The sequence below is a fragment of the Geodermatophilus sp. YIM 151500 genome (genome assembly GCF_025716945.1).
GTDB lineage: Bacteria > Actinomycetota > Actinomycetes > Mycobacteriales > Geodermatophilaceae > YIM-151500.
In genome coordinates this window covers 1-17835 of the sequence record NZ_JAOVZT010000008.1, presented here as the reverse complement: position 1 = coordinate 17835, position 17835 = coordinate 1, and the positions used below count along the sequence as shown (strand labels likewise).

The following is a 17835-nucleotide window of genomic DNA, read 5'->3' as shown; positions in this document are numbered from 1 at the left end:
GGAGGGCGTGCCATCGTCCCTCCTGCGCCGCACCGCCGTCACCACGGCCGCTGCCGCCACCGCCGTCCTCGCCCCGGTGAGCTGGCTCGTCCGGGCCACCTGGGGCCTGCCCACCGCGCTGGGAGCCAGCCGGCGCCGGCTGCTGCCCACGGTCGCGAGCTCGCCGCAGTGGTCCGACGGGAAGTTCCACAACGCCCTGCCCGCCCCGCCGATGCCGAAGAACGGCCCGCGCAAGGGCCTGCTGCGACAGGTGCACGAGGAACGGCACAACGGGCTGCCGGGAGCGCCCGTCCCGGTTGCCGCACCGGAGCTGCCCGCGGACGCCGCCGAGCTGGCGGTCACCTGGTTCGGCCACGCCACCGCCCTGCTGGAGGTCGACGGGCAGCGCGTGCTGGTCGACCCGGTGTGGGGCGAGCGGGTGTCGCCGTCGCCGCTGCTCGGCCCGACCCGGCTGCACCCGACGCCGATCCCGCTCGACCAGCTGCCGCAGGTCGACGCGGTGCTCGTCTCGCACGACCACTACGACCACCTCGACCTGCCGACGGTGCGCGAGCTGGTCCGCACGCAGACGGCGCCGTTCGTCGTCCCGCTCGGCGTCGGGGAGCACCTGCGCGGCTGGGGGGTGCCCGCCGAGCGGATCGTCGAGCTCGACTGGCACGCCGAGACCCGGATCGGCGGGCTCACGCTCACCTGCACCGAGGCGCGGCACTTCTCCGGGCGGTTCTTCGCCCGGGACACGACGCTGTGGTCGTCCTGGGTGGTCGCCGGCCCGCGCCGGCGGGTGTTCTTCGGCGGCGACACGGGCTACACGCCCGCCTTCGCCGCGATCGGCGCCCGGCTCGGCCCGTTCGACCTGACGCTGCTGCCGGTCGGCGCCTACAACGACGCGTGGGCGGCCATCCACATGACCCCCGAGGAGGCGGTGCGGGCGCACGGCGACCTCGGTGGCGACGTGCTGCTGCCCATCCACTGGGCGACGTTCAACCTGGCCTTCCACCGCTGGGCCGAGCCGGCGCAGCGGGTCTGCGCCGCCGCGGAGCGCTCGGGCGTGCAGGTCGTCGTCCCGCTGCCCGGGCAGCGGGTCGACGTGCTCGACCCACCGCCCGCTACCGACTGGTGGAGCGCGGTCGGCTCGGCCGTGGAGGGTCAGCCGGACGGCGACGACGCCGGCATGCGCACCGCGCTGCTCGCCCGGACGGCGTCCCGGCGCAGCCTCCGCCGCCCGGCCGGCTGACCCGCGGCGGCGCCCGGCCGGCCGGCCCGGCTGCCACCGACCTCCTCGCACGGGGCCCGACCTCACCCGGCAGCGTGAGGTCGGGCACCACCAGCGGCGGTCGGCCGGCGAGGCTGCCGGTTCAGGCCTCGGCGAGCAGCCGCTCGACGCCGCGCACGTCCTCCGCCTCGGCCCGCGGCGCGGGACCGGTCGGGTCGAGCTGGTGGCCGGGCCGGCGCAGCCGCACGACGCGCAGGCCGGCCTCCAGCGCCCCGCGCACGTCGCGCGCGGAAGTGGCCACGTGCACCAGGTCGCCGCCGGCCCGCTCGCGGGCCCGGTGGTACAGCGCCGGGGCCGGCTTGTAGGCGTGCAGCCGCTCGGAGGTGAGCACCAGCGCGTCGTCGACCAGCGGCGCGACCCGGGTGCGGGCGAAGATCGCGTCGTCCACGTTGGACAGCACGCCGACCCGGTGCCGGGTCGCGAGCTCCGGCAGCTGCTCGGCGACGTCGGGCCACAGCGGCCACTCGCCGACCGAGGCGTTGAGCAGCGCGGCGTCCGCGGCCGCCTGGTCGACGTCCTCGGAGACGTGCAGCTCGGCGTAGGCGACGGCCAGCGCGCGGCGGCAGTGCTCGGCGAACGGGATCCACTCCGGCTCGTCGCGCTGCGACGCCTTGTTGCGGCGGTCCCACTCGTCGTAGAGCCGCTCCCCGTCCACCTCCCACCCGCGCTCGGCGGCCAGCCGGCCGAACACCGCCGAGCCCCCGGTGCGGGAGTCGATCAGCGCGCTGAACAGGTCGAAGGTCACCAGGGCCATGCGGTGGAGTGTGGCAGCGCAGGAACACCGCGCCGCCGCACTCCACCTAGCGCAGCAGCTTGGACAGGCGGCGGTCGGCCAGCGGCTTGCCGCCGGTCTGGCAGGTCGGGCAGTACTGCAGGGACGTATCGGCGAAGCTGACCTCGCGCACGGTGTCGCCGCACACCGGGCAGGGCAGTCCGGTGCGGGCGTGCACCCGCAGCCCGGAGCGCTTCTCGCCCTTGAGCGTGGCGGCCTTCTGCCCGAGCTGGCGGTCGAGCGCGTCGGTGAGGACGGCGTGCACCGCGTCGGCGAGACGGACCAGTTCGGCCTCGCCGAGCTTGTCGGCCATCTTGAACGGCGAGATGCGCGCGGTGTGCAGGATCTCGTCGGAGTAGGCGTTGCCGATGCCGGCGATCAGCGTCTGGTCGGTGAGCGCGCCCTTGAGCTGCCCGTGCCGGGAGCCCAGCAGCGCGGCGAGCCGCTCGCGGTCGACGTCGAGCGCGTCGGGGCCGAGCCGGGCGATGCCGGGCACCTCGGCCGGGGTGCGCACCAGGTACACGGCGAGGCTCTTGCGGGTCCCCTGCTCGGTGAGGTCGAAGCCGGGGGCGGGTGGGTCGGCGTCGAGCGGCGCGAGGTGCACCCGCACGGCCAAGGGGCCCTTGCCCGGCTTCGGCGGCGCGGCGGGCAGGCCGGTGCGCCAGTGCAGCCAGCCGGCCCGGGCCAGGTGGACGACGAGGTGCAGGCCGCTGACGTCGAGGTCGAGGAACTTGCCGTGCCGGCCGACGCCGGTGATCTCCAACCCGCCCAGCGCCGACAGCGGCGGGTCGAAGGTCTTGATCGCCTGCACGGCAGCCAGATCGACGCGGGTGACCACCCGGCCGACGGCGTTCTCGCGGAGGAACGCGACCAGCGCCTCCACCTCGGGCAATTCGGGCACGCCGCCGATCATGCCCCGCCGGCGGGCCCCCGCGACGCCCGCTCACCCGCAGGCGTGACCGCCTCGGCGGGGGGACGCCCGATCCCGACGAGCGGGGGCCGGAGGCTCCCCCGCGGAGGGGCGGCAGCGGCTCCGCGCAGCAGGGGACGGCTCGTGCGACGCGGTCGGGTCCGGAGGACGACCGGGGACCCAGCCCGGTCGGGTCCGGAGGACGACCGGGACTCAGCTCGGCAGCGTCTCCAGGTCGGTGACCTGCGCGGTCGCGCCGGGCTCGTGCCGCGCCCGGTCGGCGACGGCCGCCGCCACCGCCGGAGCGACGGCCGCGTCGAACACCGACGGGATGATGTAGTTGGCGTTGAGCTGGTCGTCGCGGACCACGGCGGCCAGCGCGTCGGCCGCGGCGAGCAGCATCCCGTCGGAGATCTCGGTGGCCCGCGCGTCGAGCAGCCCGCGGAACACGCCCGGGAACGCCAGCACGTTGTTGATCTGGTTCGGCAGGTCCGACCGGCCGGAGGCGACCACGGCGGCGTGCTTCCACGCGCCGACCGGGTCGACGTCCGGCGTGGGGTTGGCCATCGGGAAGACGATGGCGTCCGGCGCCATGCGCGTCAGCTCCTCGACCGGCAGCACGTTGGCCGCGCTCACGCCGATGAACACGTCGGCCCCGTCGAGCGCGTCGGGCAGCTCCCCGCGGATGCGGTCGGGGTTGGTGCGCCGGGCCAGGTCGAGCTTGGCCGGGCCGAGCCGCTCGTCGTCGGGCGAGAGGATGCCCTCGCGGTCCCACACGAGCACCGACCCGACGCCGGCGTGCAGCAGCAGGTTCACGATCGCCGTGCCGGCCGCACCGGCGCCGGCGACCACCACCCGGACGTCGGTGATCTGCTTGTCCACGACCCGCAGCGCGTTGCGCAGGGCGGCGAGCACGACGATCGCCGTCCCGTGCTGGTCGTCGTGGAAGACGGGGATGTCCAGCTTGTCGCGCAGCCGCTTCTCGATCTCGAAGCAACGCGGGGCGGCGATGTCCTCGAGGTTGATGCCGCCGAACCCGGGGGCGATGAGCTCGACCGCGCGGACGATCTCGTCGACGTCCTGGGTGTCGAGGGCGATGGGCCAGGCGTCGATGTCGGCGAACCGCTTGAACAGGACGGCCTTGCCCTCCATGACCGGCAGCGACGCCCCCGGTCCGATGTCGCCGAGGCCGAGGACGGCGGAGCCGTCGGTGACCACCGCGACGGTGTTGCCCTTGATGGTCAGCCGGCGCACGTCCTCGGGGTTCTCGGCGAGGGCGAGGCAGACCCGGGCCACGCCCGGCGTGTAGGCCATGGACAGGTCGTCACGGGTCTTGAGCGCCACCTTCGAGGCGACCTCGAGCTTGCCGCCGAGGTGCAGCAGGAAGGTGCGGTCGCTGACCTTGCGCACGGTCACCCCGGGGACGGCGCGCATGGCGTCGACCATCTCCTCGGAGTGCGCGGCGTCGGCGGCCGAGCAGGTGACGTCGACGGTGAGCCCGTCGGAGCGCGACTCGACCACGTCGATGGCCGTGACGACGCCGCCCGCGGAGCCCACCGCGGTGGCGATCCGGCCGATGCTCGCCGGATCGGCGTGGGCGTCGAGCCGGACGGTGAGCGAGTAGGAAGCCGACGTGACCGGCCCGCGCGAGGCGGACGGGGCGGCGACGGGCTCACCCGCGGCGGTGTCGTCGGTGCGGGGTGCGGCTCCCGCGGGAGGCACGGTCTCGGTGCTCATAGCGGTGGCATCCTCGCACCACCGCCGCGCCGGCTTCGCGGCGGGCGGCTGCGGTGTCGGTCTCCCCCGGTGGCCCCGGCGCCGGTCAGGTCGCCGGCCGGGAGGTCCGCCCCTCGGCGAGCGCCTTGATGCCCGCGCAGAACTGCCGGAACGACGGGTTGAGGTCCGGGGAGGTGCGGTCGACCAGCGGCGCGAGCGGGCCGGTGTGGTCCTCGCGGACGGTGAGCACCGTGGCGCCGTCGTCCTGGGCGTCGAGGTGGTAGGTGCGCTCGATGACGGCCAGGCCGAACGGCAGCCCACCGCGCCAGCGCATCGCCTCCGCGGGCCGCAGCTCGGTGACGGTCACCGAGAAGGGCCGGCTGCGGATCATCGTCGCGTAGATCGTCAGCCGCTCCCCCAGCGCGACCCGCCCCTCCACCCGGTCGACGCCGGAATCCCAGTCGCGCCAGCTGCCCACGGCCACCAGCCGCCGCCAGACCTCGTCGGCGCTCGCGTCGATGCGGCAGGCGGCCTCGTAGCTCCGCATCGGCCCAGTCTCGCGGGTCGACCGGCGCCGTGCCAGGGCATCTCAGCCGATGAGCAGGGTGCGGGGATCCGGCCGCGCCCGCGTGCGCGCGACGAGGACCCGCGCGACGAGGACCAGGGCGACGGCGGCCGCCGCGGCTCCCGCGGCCACCGTCACCGGCACCGGGTCGGCCGCCGCGGCGATCGCGGACAGGCCCCAGGCGACGGCCAGCACGAACGGGCCGACCGCCACCCGTGCGGCGAGCGTGAGCGCGGCCGCGACGGCGGCCACCGCGAGCACCGCACCGACGGCCCACGCCTGCGCGGCGGGGCCGGTCGGCGCGGCGCCCCACGCCACGCCGCTGCTCCCGACGTCGGCCGCGGTGGCGACGGTCACCCACCCGAGCAGGAGGCCGGTGAGGGCGGCCGGCAGCACCCGCGCGAGCCCGTGCACCGGCAGGTCCTGCAGCCGGGTGAAGGCCACCGCCGTAGCGGTCACGATCGCGACGAGCAGGACCAGGGGGACGACGGGCAGCGCCTCGCCGACCAGCGGGAACACGATCTCCCAGACGGCGTTGCCCGCGAACGCCGCCGCCAGCAGCCAGCCGGTGCGGCGGTGCACCGCGCGCTCCCGCTGGCGCGGCAGGGCCTGGTACACCGCCCAGGCCACCGAGCTGGCGAAGACGAGCGCCCAGATGGTGAACGCCCAGCCGGCGGGGGTGAGCAGCGAGCGGGTCCGGTCGCTGACGTCGGCGATGCTCCGCCCGGCGACCGCCGTGCCCAGCGGCCCGCCGGCGATCTGCGCCCAGGCAGCGATCAGCACCGCCGTCGCCCGGACCCGGTCGTGCACGGCACCTCCCCGACGTGGCATCCCCGCCCGGCCGACGCTGATCATCGTCGAACGGCTGCCCGACACGCCGATGGGGTCAGCGATCCGACGATGATCGACTGACGGGCGAGGTCAGCCGGGGGACGCCGGAGCCGCCCCCGCGTGCCCAGCGGACCAGGCCGGCGACGTCGATGCCGTGCGGCGGCCGGCCGGCGTAGGGCTCGACGTTGGACGCGCCGCGCTGGAGCAGGGTGACCGCCCCGCGCCCGTTGCCGCGCAGCAGGTGCGTCAGCCCGACGGCGAGCTGCGCCAACCCCCGCCAGAGCTGCCGCTCGGCGTCCGGCGCCGACTTCCAGGCGTCCTCCAGCACCTCGTGCGCGTGGAAGGGCCGCCCCGCGTCGAGCAGCCGCTGCGCCTCGGCCAGCGCCTCGGCCGGCTCCCGGACGACGCCCTCGGGCGCCCGCTCCTCGCCGACCGCCCCGCGCGGCAGCGGCCGGCCCAACGCGTCGCGGGGCCGCGCGTTGCGCGCCCGCCCGGCCGCGTCCCGGTCCCGGTCGACATCCACACGGTGATCCTCCCGTGGCCGTCGGGTGAACAACCACGGGGCGTCCCCCGGTCAGGGGTTGTCAGCGCCGGACGCACGCGCCCAGGATGGGGGACGAGGACGGCGAGGCCCCGCGCCCACCGCCCCCGCACCGACCCGCGGTCGAGCACGTCGACCGGTCCGGACCTGGAGGGGGTGGCCCCGTTGTCCCCGATCCCCGTGGCGGCACCCGCCCTCGACGTCGACGCGACCGCCGACCACGTCGCCCGCACCGCGCTGCACCCGGGCGCGGTCGGCCCGGTCGGGCTCGAGCTGGAGGGCCACCTGGTCGACCTGGCCGAGCCCGCGCGCCGCGTGCCGTGGCCGCGGGTGCAGGCCGCCGTCGCCGGTGTCGACCCGCTGCCCTGCGGCAGCCGGATCACCGTGGAACCCGGCGGGCAGGTGGAGCTGTCCGGCCCGCCGTTCCCGGACGTCGCGGCCGCGGTCGCCGCCCTGCGCGCCGACCGGACCGCCCTCGGCGCCGCGCTGGCCCGCGACGGGCTGGCCCTCGCGCTGCTCGGGAGCGATCCGCTGCGCCGCCCGGCGCGGGTCAACCCGGCCGCCCGCTACGCCGCGATGGAGGTGCACTTCGCCGCCGTCGGCTGTCCCACCGCAGGCCTGGCGATGATGACGTCGACGGCGGCGCTGCAGGTCAACCTCGACGCCGGCCCGCCCGACGGCTGGCGTGACCGCGTGGCCCTCGCCCACCGCCTCGGTCCGGTGCTGGTGGCCGTGTCGGCCTGCTCCCCGCGGCTGGCCGGGCGGCCGTCCGGGTGGCGGTCGGTCCGCCAGCAGGTGTGGGGCGACCTGGACCAGGCGCGCTGCGGCCCCCTGCTCGGCCGCGGCGAGCCGGCCGCGGAGTGGGCGGCGTACGCGCTGGCCGCGCCGGTGATGCTGGTCCGCCGGCCCGGAGGGGGCGCCGAGCCGGTGCGCACCCGCACGTCGTTCGCGGAATGGGTGCGGGGCGAAGTGCGCCTGGGCGGCCGCCGGCCCACGGTGGCCGACCTCGACTACCACCTGTCGACGCTGTTCCCGCCGGTGCGGCTGCGCGGCTACCTGGAGATCCGCTACCTCGACGCGACCCCCGAGCCGTGGTGGCCGGCACTGGCCGCGGTGACCACCGCGCTGCTCGACGACCCCGGCGCCGCCGACCGCGCCTGGGTGGCGACCGCGCCGGTCCCCGGCGCCTGGGACCGTGCGGCCCGCCTCGGCCTGGCCGACGGCGACCTGCGCCGGGCGGCGACCGCCTGCCTCGCCGCCGCCGGCCCCGCCGTCCCGGCGTCCCTGCAGCCGGACGTCGACGCGCTCGCCGCCCTGGTGCACGCCGGGCGCAGCCCGGGGGACGCCGTCCTCGCGCGGGCCGGTGGGGACGGTCCGGCCGCCGTCCTCGCCGCCGCCACCGACCTCCCGCAGGTGCTGCCGTGAGCGACCTCCGCGAGCGGCTCGCCCGCGACCTGACCACCGCCCGCGACCGGACGCTGCGGCTCACCGACCACGACGAGCCGGAGCTGCTGCGCCAGCACACCCCGCTGCTGAGCCCGCTGGTCTGGGACCTCGCGCACATCGGCCAGCAGGAGGACCTCTGGCTGCTGCGCCGCGGCGACGCCCGCCGGCCCGGGCTGCTGCCGCCCGACGTGGAGGCGCTGTACGACGCCTTCACCCAGCCCCGCGCGGTCCGGGCGCGGCTGCCGCTGCTGCCGCCGGTCGAGGCGCGGGCCTTCGGCCGCGAGGTGCGCGGGCGGGTGCTCGACCGGCTGGAGCGGCTCGGGGCGGACGACGACGGCGACCCGTTCGACTTCGCCATGGTGGTCAGCCACGAGCAGCAGCACGACGAGACGATGCTGCAGGCGCTCAACCTGCGGGTCGGACCGCCGCTGCTCGCCGCGGGGACGCCGCTGCCGCCGGGCCGGCCCGGGGTGGCGGGCACGTCGGTGCTCGTGCCCGGTGGCCCGTTCGTGCTCGGTGTCGACCCGGCGGACGAGCCGTTCTCCCTGGACAACGAGCGGCCGGCGCACCCGGTCGACGTGCCCGCCTTCCGCATCGGCCGCGTGCCCGTGACCAACGCCGAGTACGCGCGGTTCGTCGCCGACGGCGGGTACGCCGACCCGCGGTGGTGGTCGGCGCGCGGCTGGGCGCAGCGGTGCGAGGCCGGGCTGGACCGGCCGCAGTTCTGGGGCGTCGACGGCACGCGCACGCGGTTCGGCGTCGTCGAGCCGCTGCCGCCCGACGAGCCGGTCCAGCACGTCACCTCCTTCGAGGCCGAGGCCTACGCCGCGTGGGCCGGCGGCACCGGCGTCGTCCCGCCCGGTGCCCGGCTGCCGACCGAGGTGGAGTGGGAGAAGGCGGCGGTCTGGGACCCGGCGGCCGGGCGGCGACGGCGGTGGCCGTGGGGGTCGGCCGAGCCGACGCCGTCCCTGGCCAACCTCGGCGGCGACGCGCTGCGCCCGGCGCCGGTGGGCGCCTACCCGGCATCGGCGTCGGCGTGCGGCGCCGAGCAGATGGTGGGCGACGTCTGGGAGTGGACGTCGTCACCGTTCCGGCCGTGGCCGGGGTTCGTCCCGATGCTCTACGCCGACTACTCGGCGCCGTTCTTCGGCGGCGACTACCGCGTGCTGCGCGGCGGCTCGTGGGCGGTCGACCCGGCCATCCTGCGGCCCAGCTTCCGCAACTGGGACCACCCGTACCGGCGGCAGATCTTCAGCGGTTTCCGGCTCGCCTGGTCCGTCGAGCCGTCCGCGGACGGCGGCTGAGCCGTGTGCCGTCACCTCGCCTGGCTCGGCCGGCCGCGTTCGCTGGCCTCGCTCGTGCTCGAGCCGCCGTCGTCGCTGCTGGTGCAGTCGTGGGCGCCGCGGCGGCAGCGGTACGGCACGGTGAACGCGGACGGCTGGGGCGTCGGGTTCTGGGCCGACGGCCGGCTCGCCCGGTGGCGCTCACCCCGGCCGCTGTGGGCCGACCCGTCGTTCGCCTCGGTGGCGCCGGTGCTGCGGTCGGGCTGCGTGGTGGCCGCCGTCCGGTCGGCCACCGTGGGCATGCCGCTGGAGGAGGGCGCCGCCGCGCCCTTCACCGACGGGCGGGCGCTGCTCTCGCACAACGGCCGCGTCTCCCTGGACGCGCTACCGGCGTCACGGGCGGCCGAGTCGACGGTCGACAGCGCGCTGCTCGCCGCCCTGGTCTTCCAGCGCGGACTGGACGCCATCGGCGACGTCGTCCGGGAGGTGGCCGCGGCCGACCCGGCCGCCCGGCTCAACCTGATCGCGGCCGACGGCCGCCGGTTGCTGGCGACCACCTGGGGCGACACCCTCTGCGTGCTGGTCACCGACGAGGGGACGGCGCTGGCCAGCGAGCCGTGGGACGACGACCCCGCGTGGTCCGACGTGCCGGACCACACCCTCGTCGAGGTGACGCCGGACGGCGTCCGCCTCACCCCGCTCGACCATCCGGAGCCGCCGGCATGACCATCTCGCTGACCGACCACCTCGCGGCCGACGACGCGACCGCCGAGCTGCGCGCCGACGCGCTGGCCGGGCTGACCGCCGCGCCGAAACAGCTGCCGCCGCGCTGGTTCTACGACGAGCGCGGCAGCGCGCTGTTCGACGAGATCACCCGGCTGCCGGAGTACTACCCCACCCGCGCCGAGCGGGCGGTGCTCGCCGAGCGGGCGGGTGAGATCGCGGCGGCGTCGGGCGCCGAGGTGCTGGTCGAGCTGGGCAGCGGGACGTCGGAGAAGACGCGGCTGCTGCTCGACGCGCTGCGCGACGCCGGCACGCTGCGGCGGTTCGTGCCGTGCGACGTCGACCCGTCGGTGCTGCGCGCCGCCGGGGAGGCGATCAGCGCCGAGTACCCCGGCGTGGAGGTGCAGGCCGTCGTCGGCGACTTCACCCGGCACCTGCGGGAGCTGCCGCGGGGCGGGCGGCGGCTGGTCGCCTTCCTCGGCTCGACGATCGGCAACCTGGAGCCGGGGCCGCGCGCGGAGTTCCTCGCCGACGTGGCCGCGACCCTGGCCCCCGGTGACTCCTTCCTGCTCGGTACCGACCTCGTGAAGGACGTCGACCGGCTGCTGGCCGCCTACGACGACGCGGCCGGGGTCACCGCGGCGTTCAACCGCAACGTGCTGGCCGTGCTCAACCGGGAGCTGGGGGCCTCGTTCGACCTCGCGCTGTTCGAGCACGTGGCGCACTGGGACGCGGAGGACGAGTGGATCGAGATGCGGCTGCGGTCGCGGGTCGAGCAGGTGGTGCACGTGGCCGCGCTCGACCTCGACGTCCCCTTCGCCGCGGGCGAGGAGATGCGCACCGAGGTGTCGGCCAAGTTCCGCCGCGAGCGGGTCGCCGAGGAGCTGACCGCCGCGGGCCTGACGACGACCCGGTGGTGGACCGACCCAGCGGGCGACTTCGGCGTCTCGCTGTCCGTGCTCTCGGGGTGAGGCCCGGGCCGGCCGTCCCCCGGGGCACGCCGGGCACGTCCGCGACCCGGTCGGACGGGGGGTCGCCGGGCCGGGCCGGGTGGCTGCGGCCGGCGCTGCTCGTGCTGCTGCTCGGCGCCGCGGTCACCGGCGCTGCCGTCGTCGGCGTGCCCGACACCGCCGCGCTGCGGGCCGACGTCGAGGGCCTCGGGCCGGCCGGCCCGCCGGTCTTCGTCCTGCTCTACGCCGCGGCGACGCTCCTCCCGCTGCCGAGGAACGTGCTCAGCGCCGCGGCGGGCCTGCTGTTCGGATTCGTGCAGGGCGTGCTGGTGGTGCTGCCAGGTGCGCTCCTGGGTGCGCTGGCCGGCTTCGGGCTGGGCCGGGCGCTCGGCCGCGGGGCGGTCGAGCGGTTCACCGGCACGCGGGTGGCGCGGGTGGACGCGCTGCTGGCACGGCGCGGGTTCGTCGCGGTGCTGGTGGCCCGGGTCGTCCCGGTGGTGCCGTTCACCGGGGTCAACTACGCGGCCGGGCTGACCGCGATCCGGTCGGGCTCCTTCGCCGTCGGGACGGCGCTCGGGATCGTCCCCGGGACCGTCGCCTACGTCGCGCTGGGCGCGTACGGCACATCGCCGGCGTCCTGGCCCTTCCTCGTCGCGGTGGCCGCGCTGGCCGGGCCGGCGGGGCTCGGCTGGGCCCTCGCCCGGCGGCGGCCGGGTCGGCTGCCGTCGCGGCGGGGACGGGCGCGCCGGCCCGTCGATCGGGCTTCCTGATCCTCGCCCGGAAAGTTTTGCTCTCAACTGCATCCGCTGCCGTGGGCGGCCCGGAAGACCCGGTGACAGGCACTCCTCCTGAGGAAGGAACCGCATCGTGGTCAAGAACCGTGCCCTCGTCGGGCTCACCGTCGGCGCCACCGGCGCCCTGCTCGCCCTCGGCGCCGCCCCGGCGTCGGCCGCCGGCAACGCGACCGTCTCGGTCCTGCACGGCGTCCCGGACACCCCCGTCGACGTGTACGCCAACGGCGAGCGGCTGCTCGACGACTTCCAGCCGGGCACCCTCACCGATCCGCTGTCGCTGCCCGCCGGCAGCTACGAGCTGGCCGTCTACCCGGCCGACACGCAGGACGCCGCCGCCGCCCAGCCGGTCATCAGCGCGACCGCCGACGTGCCCGCCGGCGCGAACGCCACCGTCGTGGCCCACCTGGACGCCGGGGGCAACCCGGTCCTCACGCCTTTCGTCAACGACACCTCCGAGGTGCCCGCCGGCCAGGCGCGCGCCACGGTCCGGCACACCGCAGCGGCCGGTGCCGTCGACGTGGCCGCCGGGGGGCAGGTCGTCGTCCCGGGGCTGACCAACCCGAACGAGCAGAGCCTCGAGGTGCCCGCCGGCACCGTCAGCGCCGAGGTGCGCGCCGCCGGCACCGACACGGTGGTCATCGGCCCGGCCGACCTGGACCTGCAGGAGGGCACCAACACGATCGTGTACGCGTGGGGCTCGCAGGAGGCCGGCTACGAGCTCGCCGTCCAGACGATCTCCGCGCACTCCGCGCCGGGCGGCGTCCCCGGTGGCACCGCCGGCCTGGCCGACGACTCCCTGCCCGGGCCGCTGATCGGCCTGTCGCTGGCCGGCCTCGTCGCCGCCGGTGTGGCCGGTCGCCGGCTGGCCGCCAACCGCGGCTGACGCGGGCGATCGGAGCGACGTGCAGGTGCGTCTCGCCGCCGCCGGAGCGGTCCTCGGTCTGGCCCTCGCCATCGGCGTGCCGACGGCGTGGGAGCTGACCCGGCCCTCCGCGGCGGCGGGTGCGCCGGTCGAGGAGGCCGTCTCGGGCTCCCCGGGTCCGGTCCCGCCCCCGGCGCCGGCGGCGCCGACGACGTCGCCGCCGGCGCCGGATCTGCTGCCCGAGGCCACCGGCCGGGACGCCCGCCCGACCTCCGCCGTCGCGGCCCCGGCACCCACCCGGCTGGTGGTGCCGCGCCTGGGGATGGACGCCCCCGTCGACCAGGTCGCCGTCCGGGACGACGGCCAGATGGAGCTCCCCGAGGACGTCCGGCGGATCGGCTGGTACCGGTTCGGCCCGGTGCCCGGCGCGCCGGGCTCGGCGGTGATCGCCGGTCACGTGGACGACGCGGAGCAGGGGCTCGGGGCGATCGCTCCGGTGCGCGGCGCCGAGGTCGGCGACGTGATCGAGGTCGTCGACGCCGCGGGGTCGACCACGCGCTGGCAGGTCGTCTCCCGCGAGCTCATCGAGAAGCAGGCGCTGCCGCTGGACGCGCTCTTCCAGCGGGACGGCCCGCCGCGGCTGACGCTGATCACCTGCGGCGGACCGTTCCTCCCCGAGCTGTCCAGCTACAGCAGCAACGTGGTCGTCGTCGCCGAACCGCTCGGGTGAGTGACGGATGAGTGACGTGCTCGACCTGCGGCCGCGCCTGATGGGTAACGTCGCCGCCGTGGTGACGGAGGCCGATCCCGCCCCGCGCGGCCCGTCGGACCCCGACGACGACGAGGTCGCGCGGCGGTTCGCCCTGGGCGACGAGCAGGCGCTCGCCTGGGCGTACGAGCGCTGGGCGGGCCAGATCCACGGCATGGCCGTGCGCGCCTTCGGGCCCGGGCCGGACGCCGAGGACGTCACCCAGCAGACCTTCGTCTCGGCCTGGACCGGCCGGGCCGGCTACCGGCGCGACGCCGGCCCGCTGCCGGCGTGGCTGGTCGGGGTGTGCCGGCACAAGATCGCCGACACCTGGGCCCGTCGCGACCGCCAGCGGCGGGTGGCCGAGGCCGCCGCCGCCCAGGCCTCGGGAAGCCCGGCCACGACGCCGACGTTCGACGGTGCGGTGGCCGATCGCGTGCTGCTGCTCGGCGAGCTGGACCGCCTGGGCCAGCCCCAACGCGGCATCATCGAGCTCGCCTTCTTCGAAGACCTGACCCACGCGCAGATCGCGGACCGGACCGGGTTGCCGCTCGGCACGGTCAAGTCCCACATCCGGCGCACGCTCGAACGTCTGAGGACACGGTTGGAGGTGGACGGTGCAGCACTGCACGCCTGAGCAGCTCGCGCTGGCCGCGCTCCACGAGCCGCTGCCCGACGTCGACGCCGCGCACCTGGAGACGTGCTCCCGGTGCCGATCGGAGGTCGTCGCCTTGCAGCGCAGCGTCGACGCGCTGGCCGTACCGGAGTTCGCCTCGTCCGGAACGTCGGTCCCGCCGCCCCCGTCGGTCTGGGCCGGGATCGCCGCCGCCACCGGGGTGAGCGCCGCGCCCCGTCCCGACGTGCTCGCCGCCGCCGGCGCCGCCGCGGCGGGCGCCTCCGCGGCGCCGGTGGACGCCCCACCGGCCGCACCGCTGACCGCGGTGCCCTCCTCGCCCGCTCCCGGCACCCCTCGGGACGGCGACGCCCCGTCGTCCTCCGTCGTCCGGCCGCTGCGTCCCCGCCGCACCGCCCTCGTCCTGGCCGCGGCCGCGTCGCTGTTGGTCGGCGCGGGGCTGGGCGCCGGCGCGGTGGCGCTCACCGACGGGCCGGGGGGCGACCCGGTCGCCGCCGCGGACCTCGCCCCGCTCGAGGACAGCGGGGCGGCCGGCACCGCGGCCGTCGTCGCCGGCAGCGACGGACGGCTGCTGCAGGTGGAGCTCGACGCGCCGCCGCTGGCGTCCGACGGCTACTACGAGGTCTGGCTGATCGAGCCGTCGCTGGAGCGGATGGTGCCCGTCGGCGTCGTGCGGGAGGGCAGCACCACCCTGGAGGTGCCCGAGGGGCTCGACATCGCCGAGTACGCGATCGTCGACGTCTCGGTGGAACCGCTCGACGGCGACCCGACGCACTCCGGCGACTCGGTGGCGCGCGGCATCCTGGGCGCCTGACCGCTCCGCGAGCACCTGGCATCCTCCGCTCCGTGACCTCTGCGCCGCCGGCCGCCGATCCCTCGTCGGGGCCGTCCCCGGGTTCCGGCGCGCTGCCGTTCGCCGACCTCGGCGCCTCGTGGCGTGCCGTCCGCCCCCGGCCGGCCGGGCGGCACCTGGACAGCGCCGCGTGCAGCCGGCAGAGCCGCCGCGTGCTCGAGGCGACGGCGCTGCACCCCCGCCACGAGGCCGAGCTCGGCGGCTACGTCGCCGAGGCCACGGCCGACGACCTGCTCCAGCAGGGCCGGTCGGTGCTCGGCGGACTCGTCGGCATGGCTGCCGCGGACGTCGCCTTCGTCGAGTCGGCCCAGGCGGCCCTGGTCGCCCTGCTCATCGGCTGGCGGCTGCCGGCCGGGTCGCGAGTCGCCTGCCTCCCCGGCGAGTACGCGCCCAACATCGCCCAGTTGCGGGCCTTCGGGTTGCGCCCCGTGCCGCTGCCCGTCGACGGTTCCGGGCGCGCCGATCCGGACGGCGTCGCGCGGCTGCTGGCCGACGACCCGCCGCGCTTCGTCCACCTGACGCACATCGGCAGCCACCGCGGGCTCGTCCAGCCCGCCGCCGAGGTCGCCCGGCTGTGCCGGTCCGCCGGGGTGCCGCTGGTCGTCGACGCCGCGCAGTCGCTCGGGCACGCCGACACCGACGTGGGCGCCGACGTCGTGTACTCGACGTCCCGCAAGTGGCTGGCCGGTCCGCGCGGCGTCGGCGTCCTGTGCGTGCGACCGGCGCTGGCGGCCGGGCTGACGCCGGTGCTGCCGGAGCCGGAGGGGGAGCCGCCGATGCGGGCCTTCGAGTCGGGCGAGGGGCACGTCGCGGGCCGCGTCGGGCTGGTGCTGGCCGTCGGCGAGCACGTCGCGGCCGGTCCGGAGCGGGTGCGTGCCCGGCTGGCCGCGATCGGCCGGCTGACCCGGGAACGGCTGGACGGCGTCGCCGGCTGGCGGGTGGTCGAGACGGTCGACGAGCCGAGCGCCATCACCACGCTGCGCCCGCCGGACGGCGTCGACGTCCCGGCCACCCGCGCCCGGCTGCTCGCCGAGCACGGCGTCGTGACCACGGCGATCGGCCGCGAGCGGGCGCCGGGCCAGCTGACCGGTCCGGTGCTGCGGGTGTCACCGCACCTGGACGTCGTCCCCGAGGACCTCGAGGCCCTGGCCACCGCGCTCCGGGAGCTCGCCTCCTGAGCGAACGATCCACCGACGAACCGCCCCGCCGGGGACCCGTCCTGCGGCGAGCCGCTCCGGACCTCCGCGGCCCGGCGGGCCGCTACCGGGCCGCCTGCACCCGCTCGCTGACCCGCCGGTGGGCGGCGAGCCGCTCGTCGAGGCCGGGGTGCGTGGGAACGCCGTCCTCGACGACGAACCGACCGGCCACGACCGTGTGCCGCGCCGAGGTGGGGCCGCTCCGCAGCCACCCCTCGACCGGGTCGGAGAGCGCGCCGGCGAAGGGCACGCCCTCCAGCGACCACACCGCGAGGTCGCCGCAGGCGCCGACGGAGAGCTCGCCGATCTCACCGGTCCGGCCCAGGCAGGCGGCGCCGCCCCGGGTGGCCATCTCCAGGGCGTCGCGGGCCGACATCGACGCCGCGCCGTGCCGCAGCTTGCCGAGCAGCATCGCCGTCCGCGCCTCGAGCCAGAGGGACGCGGAGTCGGCCGAGGCCGAGCCGTCGACCCCGAGGCCGACCGGCGCACCGGCGGCCCGCAGCTCGGCCACCGGCGCCAGTCCGCTGCCGAGGATCAGGTTGCTGCTCGGGCAGTGCGCCGCGCCGACCCCGGTCTCGCCCAGCCGCGCGACCTCCGCCGACGACGGCCACACGACGTGCGCCAGCCACACCCGGTCGGTCATCCAGCCGACGTCGGCGAGGTGCTCGACCGGGCGCCGCCCGTAGCGATCGAGGCAGAAGTCGTCCTCGTCCTGCGTCTCGCACAGGTGGGTGTGCAGGCGGACGTCGAGCCGTTCGGCCAGCTCGGCGGTGCGGGCCATGAGCTCGGTCGAGACGCTGAACGGTGAGCAGGGGGCCAGCGCGACGCGGGTCAGGGCTCCCGGCGTCCGGTCGTGGTGCTGCGCCACCACGCGCTGGGACTCGGCGAGGATCTCGTCGTCGTCCTGGACGACGGACGCCGGTGGCAGGCCGCCGTCCTCGACCGACAGCGACATCGACCCGCGGGTGGGGTGGAAGCGGAACCCGAGCTCGCCGGCCGCGGCGATCTCCGCGGTGACCAGGTCCCCGGCGCCGCGCGGGTGGACGTAGAGGTGGTCGGTGGAGGTGGTGCAGCCGCCCAGTGCCAGCTCGGTGAGTCCGACGTACGCGCTGATCCAGGCGGCCTCCTCGTCGAGCCGGGCCCAGAGCGGGTAGAGGGTGACCAGCCAGTCGAACAGGCCGCCGCGCAGCGCGGGCGCGTAGGCCCGGGTCAGGTTCTGGTACAGGTGGTGGTGGGTGTTGACCAGGCCGGGCGTCACCAGGCAGCCGCGCGCGTCGACGGTGCGGTCGGCGTCCGGGGCGGGGTCGGACGGGCCGCCCATCGCGCTGATCCGGCCGTCGGTGACCGCCACCCAGCCGCCGGGGATCTCCCGCCGGGCCTCGTCGACGGTGGCGACGAGCTCGGCGTCGGTGACCAGCAGGTCGGCGCGTGCGGGTCGCTGCGCGGTGGTCTCCACGCCGCCATCCTGGCCGATCTCCCCCCGGTAGCGGCTGCGGGTGGCGCGTCGTCCCGGCCAGCGGTCCCGGCACGCCTCGCGGCACGGCACGCCTCGCGGCACGGCACGCCTCGCGACACGGCGCCGCGCGCGAGCCCGGTCGCCGGCACCGGTCGGACCGCGGCGCCGGGTCGCCGCGGGGACGGCCGCCGGCCGGCCGAGCGCTCCGCCCGCCGATCGGAGGAACGGGTCGGCCGACCGCCGGCTGAGCAGCGGGAACTGTCGGACCCCGTGGCTACGGTG

Annotated in this window: 18 protein-coding genes; 11 read left to right on the top strand and 7 right to left on the bottom strand. The window is 77.1% G+C overall.

Going from position 1 to position 17835, the window contains the following annotated elements:
• Positions 1-7: 7 nt before the first annotated feature.
• Positions 8-1234: an MBL fold metallo-hydrolase gene (locus tag OF117_RS14325; protein WP_263553515.1), complete on the top strand. Its 1227-nt coding sequence runs from the start codon at positions 8-10 to the stop codon at positions 1232-1234.
• A 121-nt stretch (positions 1235-1355) separates the two neighbouring features.
• Here the strand turns inward: OF117_RS14325 and OF117_RS14320 are convergent, their stop codons facing one another.
• The 6 genes from OF117_RS14320 to OF117_RS14295 form a co-directional block, all read right to left on the bottom strand.
• Complete coding sequence (locus OF117_RS14320) at positions 1356-2027, bottom strand: HAD family hydrolase (RefSeq protein ID WP_263553514.1); 672 nt, start codon at positions 2025-2027, stop codon at positions 1356-1358.
• A 46-nt stretch (positions 2028-2073) separates the two neighbouring features.
• Positions 2074-2946: an Fpg/Nei family DNA glycosylase gene (locus tag OF117_RS14315; protein ID WP_263553513.1), complete on the bottom strand. Its 873-nt coding sequence runs from the start codon at positions 2944-2946 to the stop codon at positions 2074-2076.
• A gap of 222 nt (positions 2947-3168) precedes the next feature.
• The gene (locus OF117_RS14310; RefSeq protein WP_411969457.1) at positions 3169-4401 is read right to left on the bottom strand and encodes an NADP-dependent malic enzyme; all 1233 of its coding nucleotides are present in this window, start codon (positions 4399-4401) and stop codon (positions 3169-3171) included.
• A gap of 376 nt (positions 4402-4777) precedes the next feature.
• Complete coding sequence (locus OF117_RS14305; protein ID WP_263553511.1) at positions 4778-5218, bottom strand: SRPBCC domain-containing protein; 441 nt, start codon at positions 5216-5218, stop codon at positions 4778-4780.
• A 42-nt stretch (positions 5219-5260) separates the two neighbouring features.
• Complete coding sequence (locus OF117_RS14300; protein WP_263553510.1) at positions 5261-6046, bottom strand: hypothetical protein; 786 nt, start codon at positions 6044-6046, stop codon at positions 5261-5263.
• Between the two features lie 76 nt (positions 6047-6122).
• A complete protein-coding gene (locus OF117_RS14295; RefSeq protein WP_263553509.1) occupies positions 6123-6590 on the bottom strand; it encodes a DUF309 domain-containing protein in 468 nt (155 codons plus the stop codon).
• A gap of 183 nt (positions 6591-6773) precedes the next feature.
• On the opposite strand from OF117_RS14295, the gene egtA reads away from it, so the two are divergent.
• The 10 genes from egtA (at position 6774) to egtE (ending at position 16079) form a co-directional block, all read left to right on the top strand.
• Entirely contained in the window at positions 6774-8033 is a 1260-nt protein-coding gene (gene egtA, locus OF117_RS14290; protein ID WP_411969456.1) for an ergothioneine biosynthesis glutamate--cysteine ligase EgtA, read from the top strand.
• Complete coding sequence (egtB, locus tag OF117_RS14285; protein ID WP_263553507.1) at positions 8030-9358, top strand: ergothioneine biosynthesis protein EgtB; 1329 nt, start codon at positions 8030-8032, stop codon at positions 9356-9358. The genes egtA and egtB overlap by 4 nt, the downstream gene beginning before the upstream one ends.
• Positions 9359-9361: 3 nt before the next feature.
• On the top strand, positions 9362-10063 hold the full coding sequence (gene egtC / locus OF117_RS14280) for an ergothioneine biosynthesis protein EgtC (protein ID WP_263553506.1): 702 nt from the start codon (positions 9362-9364) through the stop codon (positions 10061-10063).
• Entirely contained in the window at positions 10060-11031 is a 972-nt protein-coding gene (gene egtD, locus OF117_RS14275; RefSeq protein WP_263553505.1) for an L-histidine N(alpha)-methyltransferase, read from the top strand. Before egtC ends, egtD begins: the two co-directional genes overlap by 4 nt.
• Positions 11028-11780: a TVP38/TMEM64 family protein gene (locus OF117_RS14270; protein WP_263553504.1), complete on the top strand. Its 753-nt coding sequence runs from the start codon at positions 11028-11030 to the stop codon at positions 11778-11780. Before egtD ends, OF117_RS14270 begins: the two co-directional genes overlap by 4 nt.
• A 97-nt stretch (positions 11781-11877) precedes the next feature.
• Complete coding sequence (locus OF117_RS14265; RefSeq protein ID WP_263553503.1) at positions 11878-12687, top strand: DUF4397 domain-containing protein; 810 nt, start codon at positions 11878-11880, stop codon at positions 12685-12687.
• 19 nt (positions 12688-12706) lie between these two features.
• Complete coding sequence (locus OF117_RS14260) at positions 12707-13396, top strand: class F sortase (RefSeq protein WP_263553502.1); 690 nt, start codon at positions 12707-12709, stop codon at positions 13394-13396.
• Positions 13397-13403: 7 nt separating this feature from the next.
• Positions 13404-14051 carry an RNA polymerase sigma factor gene (locus OF117_RS14255; protein WP_263553501.1) on the top strand — a complete coding sequence of 216 codons (648 nt, stop codon included), beginning with the start codon at positions 13404-13406 and terminating at the stop codon, positions 14049-14051.
• Positions 14032-14862 (top strand): anti-sigma factor, encoded by an 831-nt coding sequence (locus tag OF117_RS14250; RefSeq protein ID WP_263553500.1) that lies wholly within the window; start codon positions 14032-14034, stop codon positions 14860-14862. The genes OF117_RS14255 and OF117_RS14250 overlap by 20 nt, the downstream gene beginning before the upstream one ends.
• A 32-nt stretch (positions 14863-14894) precedes the next feature.
• The gene (egtE, locus tag OF117_RS14245) at positions 14895-16079 is read left to right on the top strand and encodes an ergothioneine biosynthesis PLP-dependent enzyme EgtE (protein ID WP_263553499.1); all 1185 of its coding nucleotides are present in this window, start codon (positions 14895-14897) and stop codon (positions 16077-16079) included.
• Positions 16080-16161: 82 nt separating this feature from the next.
• Here the strand turns inward: egtE and OF117_RS14240 are convergent, their stop codons facing one another.
• On the bottom strand, positions 16162-17553 hold the full coding sequence (locus OF117_RS14240; RefSeq protein ID WP_263553498.1) for an 8-oxoguanine deaminase: 1392 nt from the start codon (positions 17551-17553) through the stop codon (positions 16162-16164).
• Positions 17554-17835 lie beyond the last annotated feature (282 nt).

Coding starts and splice junctions, on each gene's coding strand:
- OF117_RS14320 (WP_263553514.1), bottom strand. CDS start 2,027: ATGGCCCTGGTGACCTTCGACCTGTTCAGCGCGCTGATCGACTCCCGC.
- OF117_RS14310 (WP_411969457.1), bottom strand. CDS start 4,401: ATGGTCGACGCCATGCGCGCCGTCCCCGGGGTGACCGTGCGCAAGGTC.
- OF117_RS14305 (WP_263553511.1), bottom strand. CDS start 5,218: ATGCGGAGCTACGAGGCCGCCTGCCGCATCGACGCGAGCGCCGACGAG.
- egtD (WP_263553505.1), top strand. CDS start 10,060: ATGACCATCTCGCTGACCGACCACCTCGCGGCCGACGACGCGACCGCC.
- OF117_RS14255 (WP_263553501.1), top strand. CDS start 13,404: ATGAGTGACGTGCTCGACCTGCGGCCGCGCCTGATGGGTAACGTCGCC.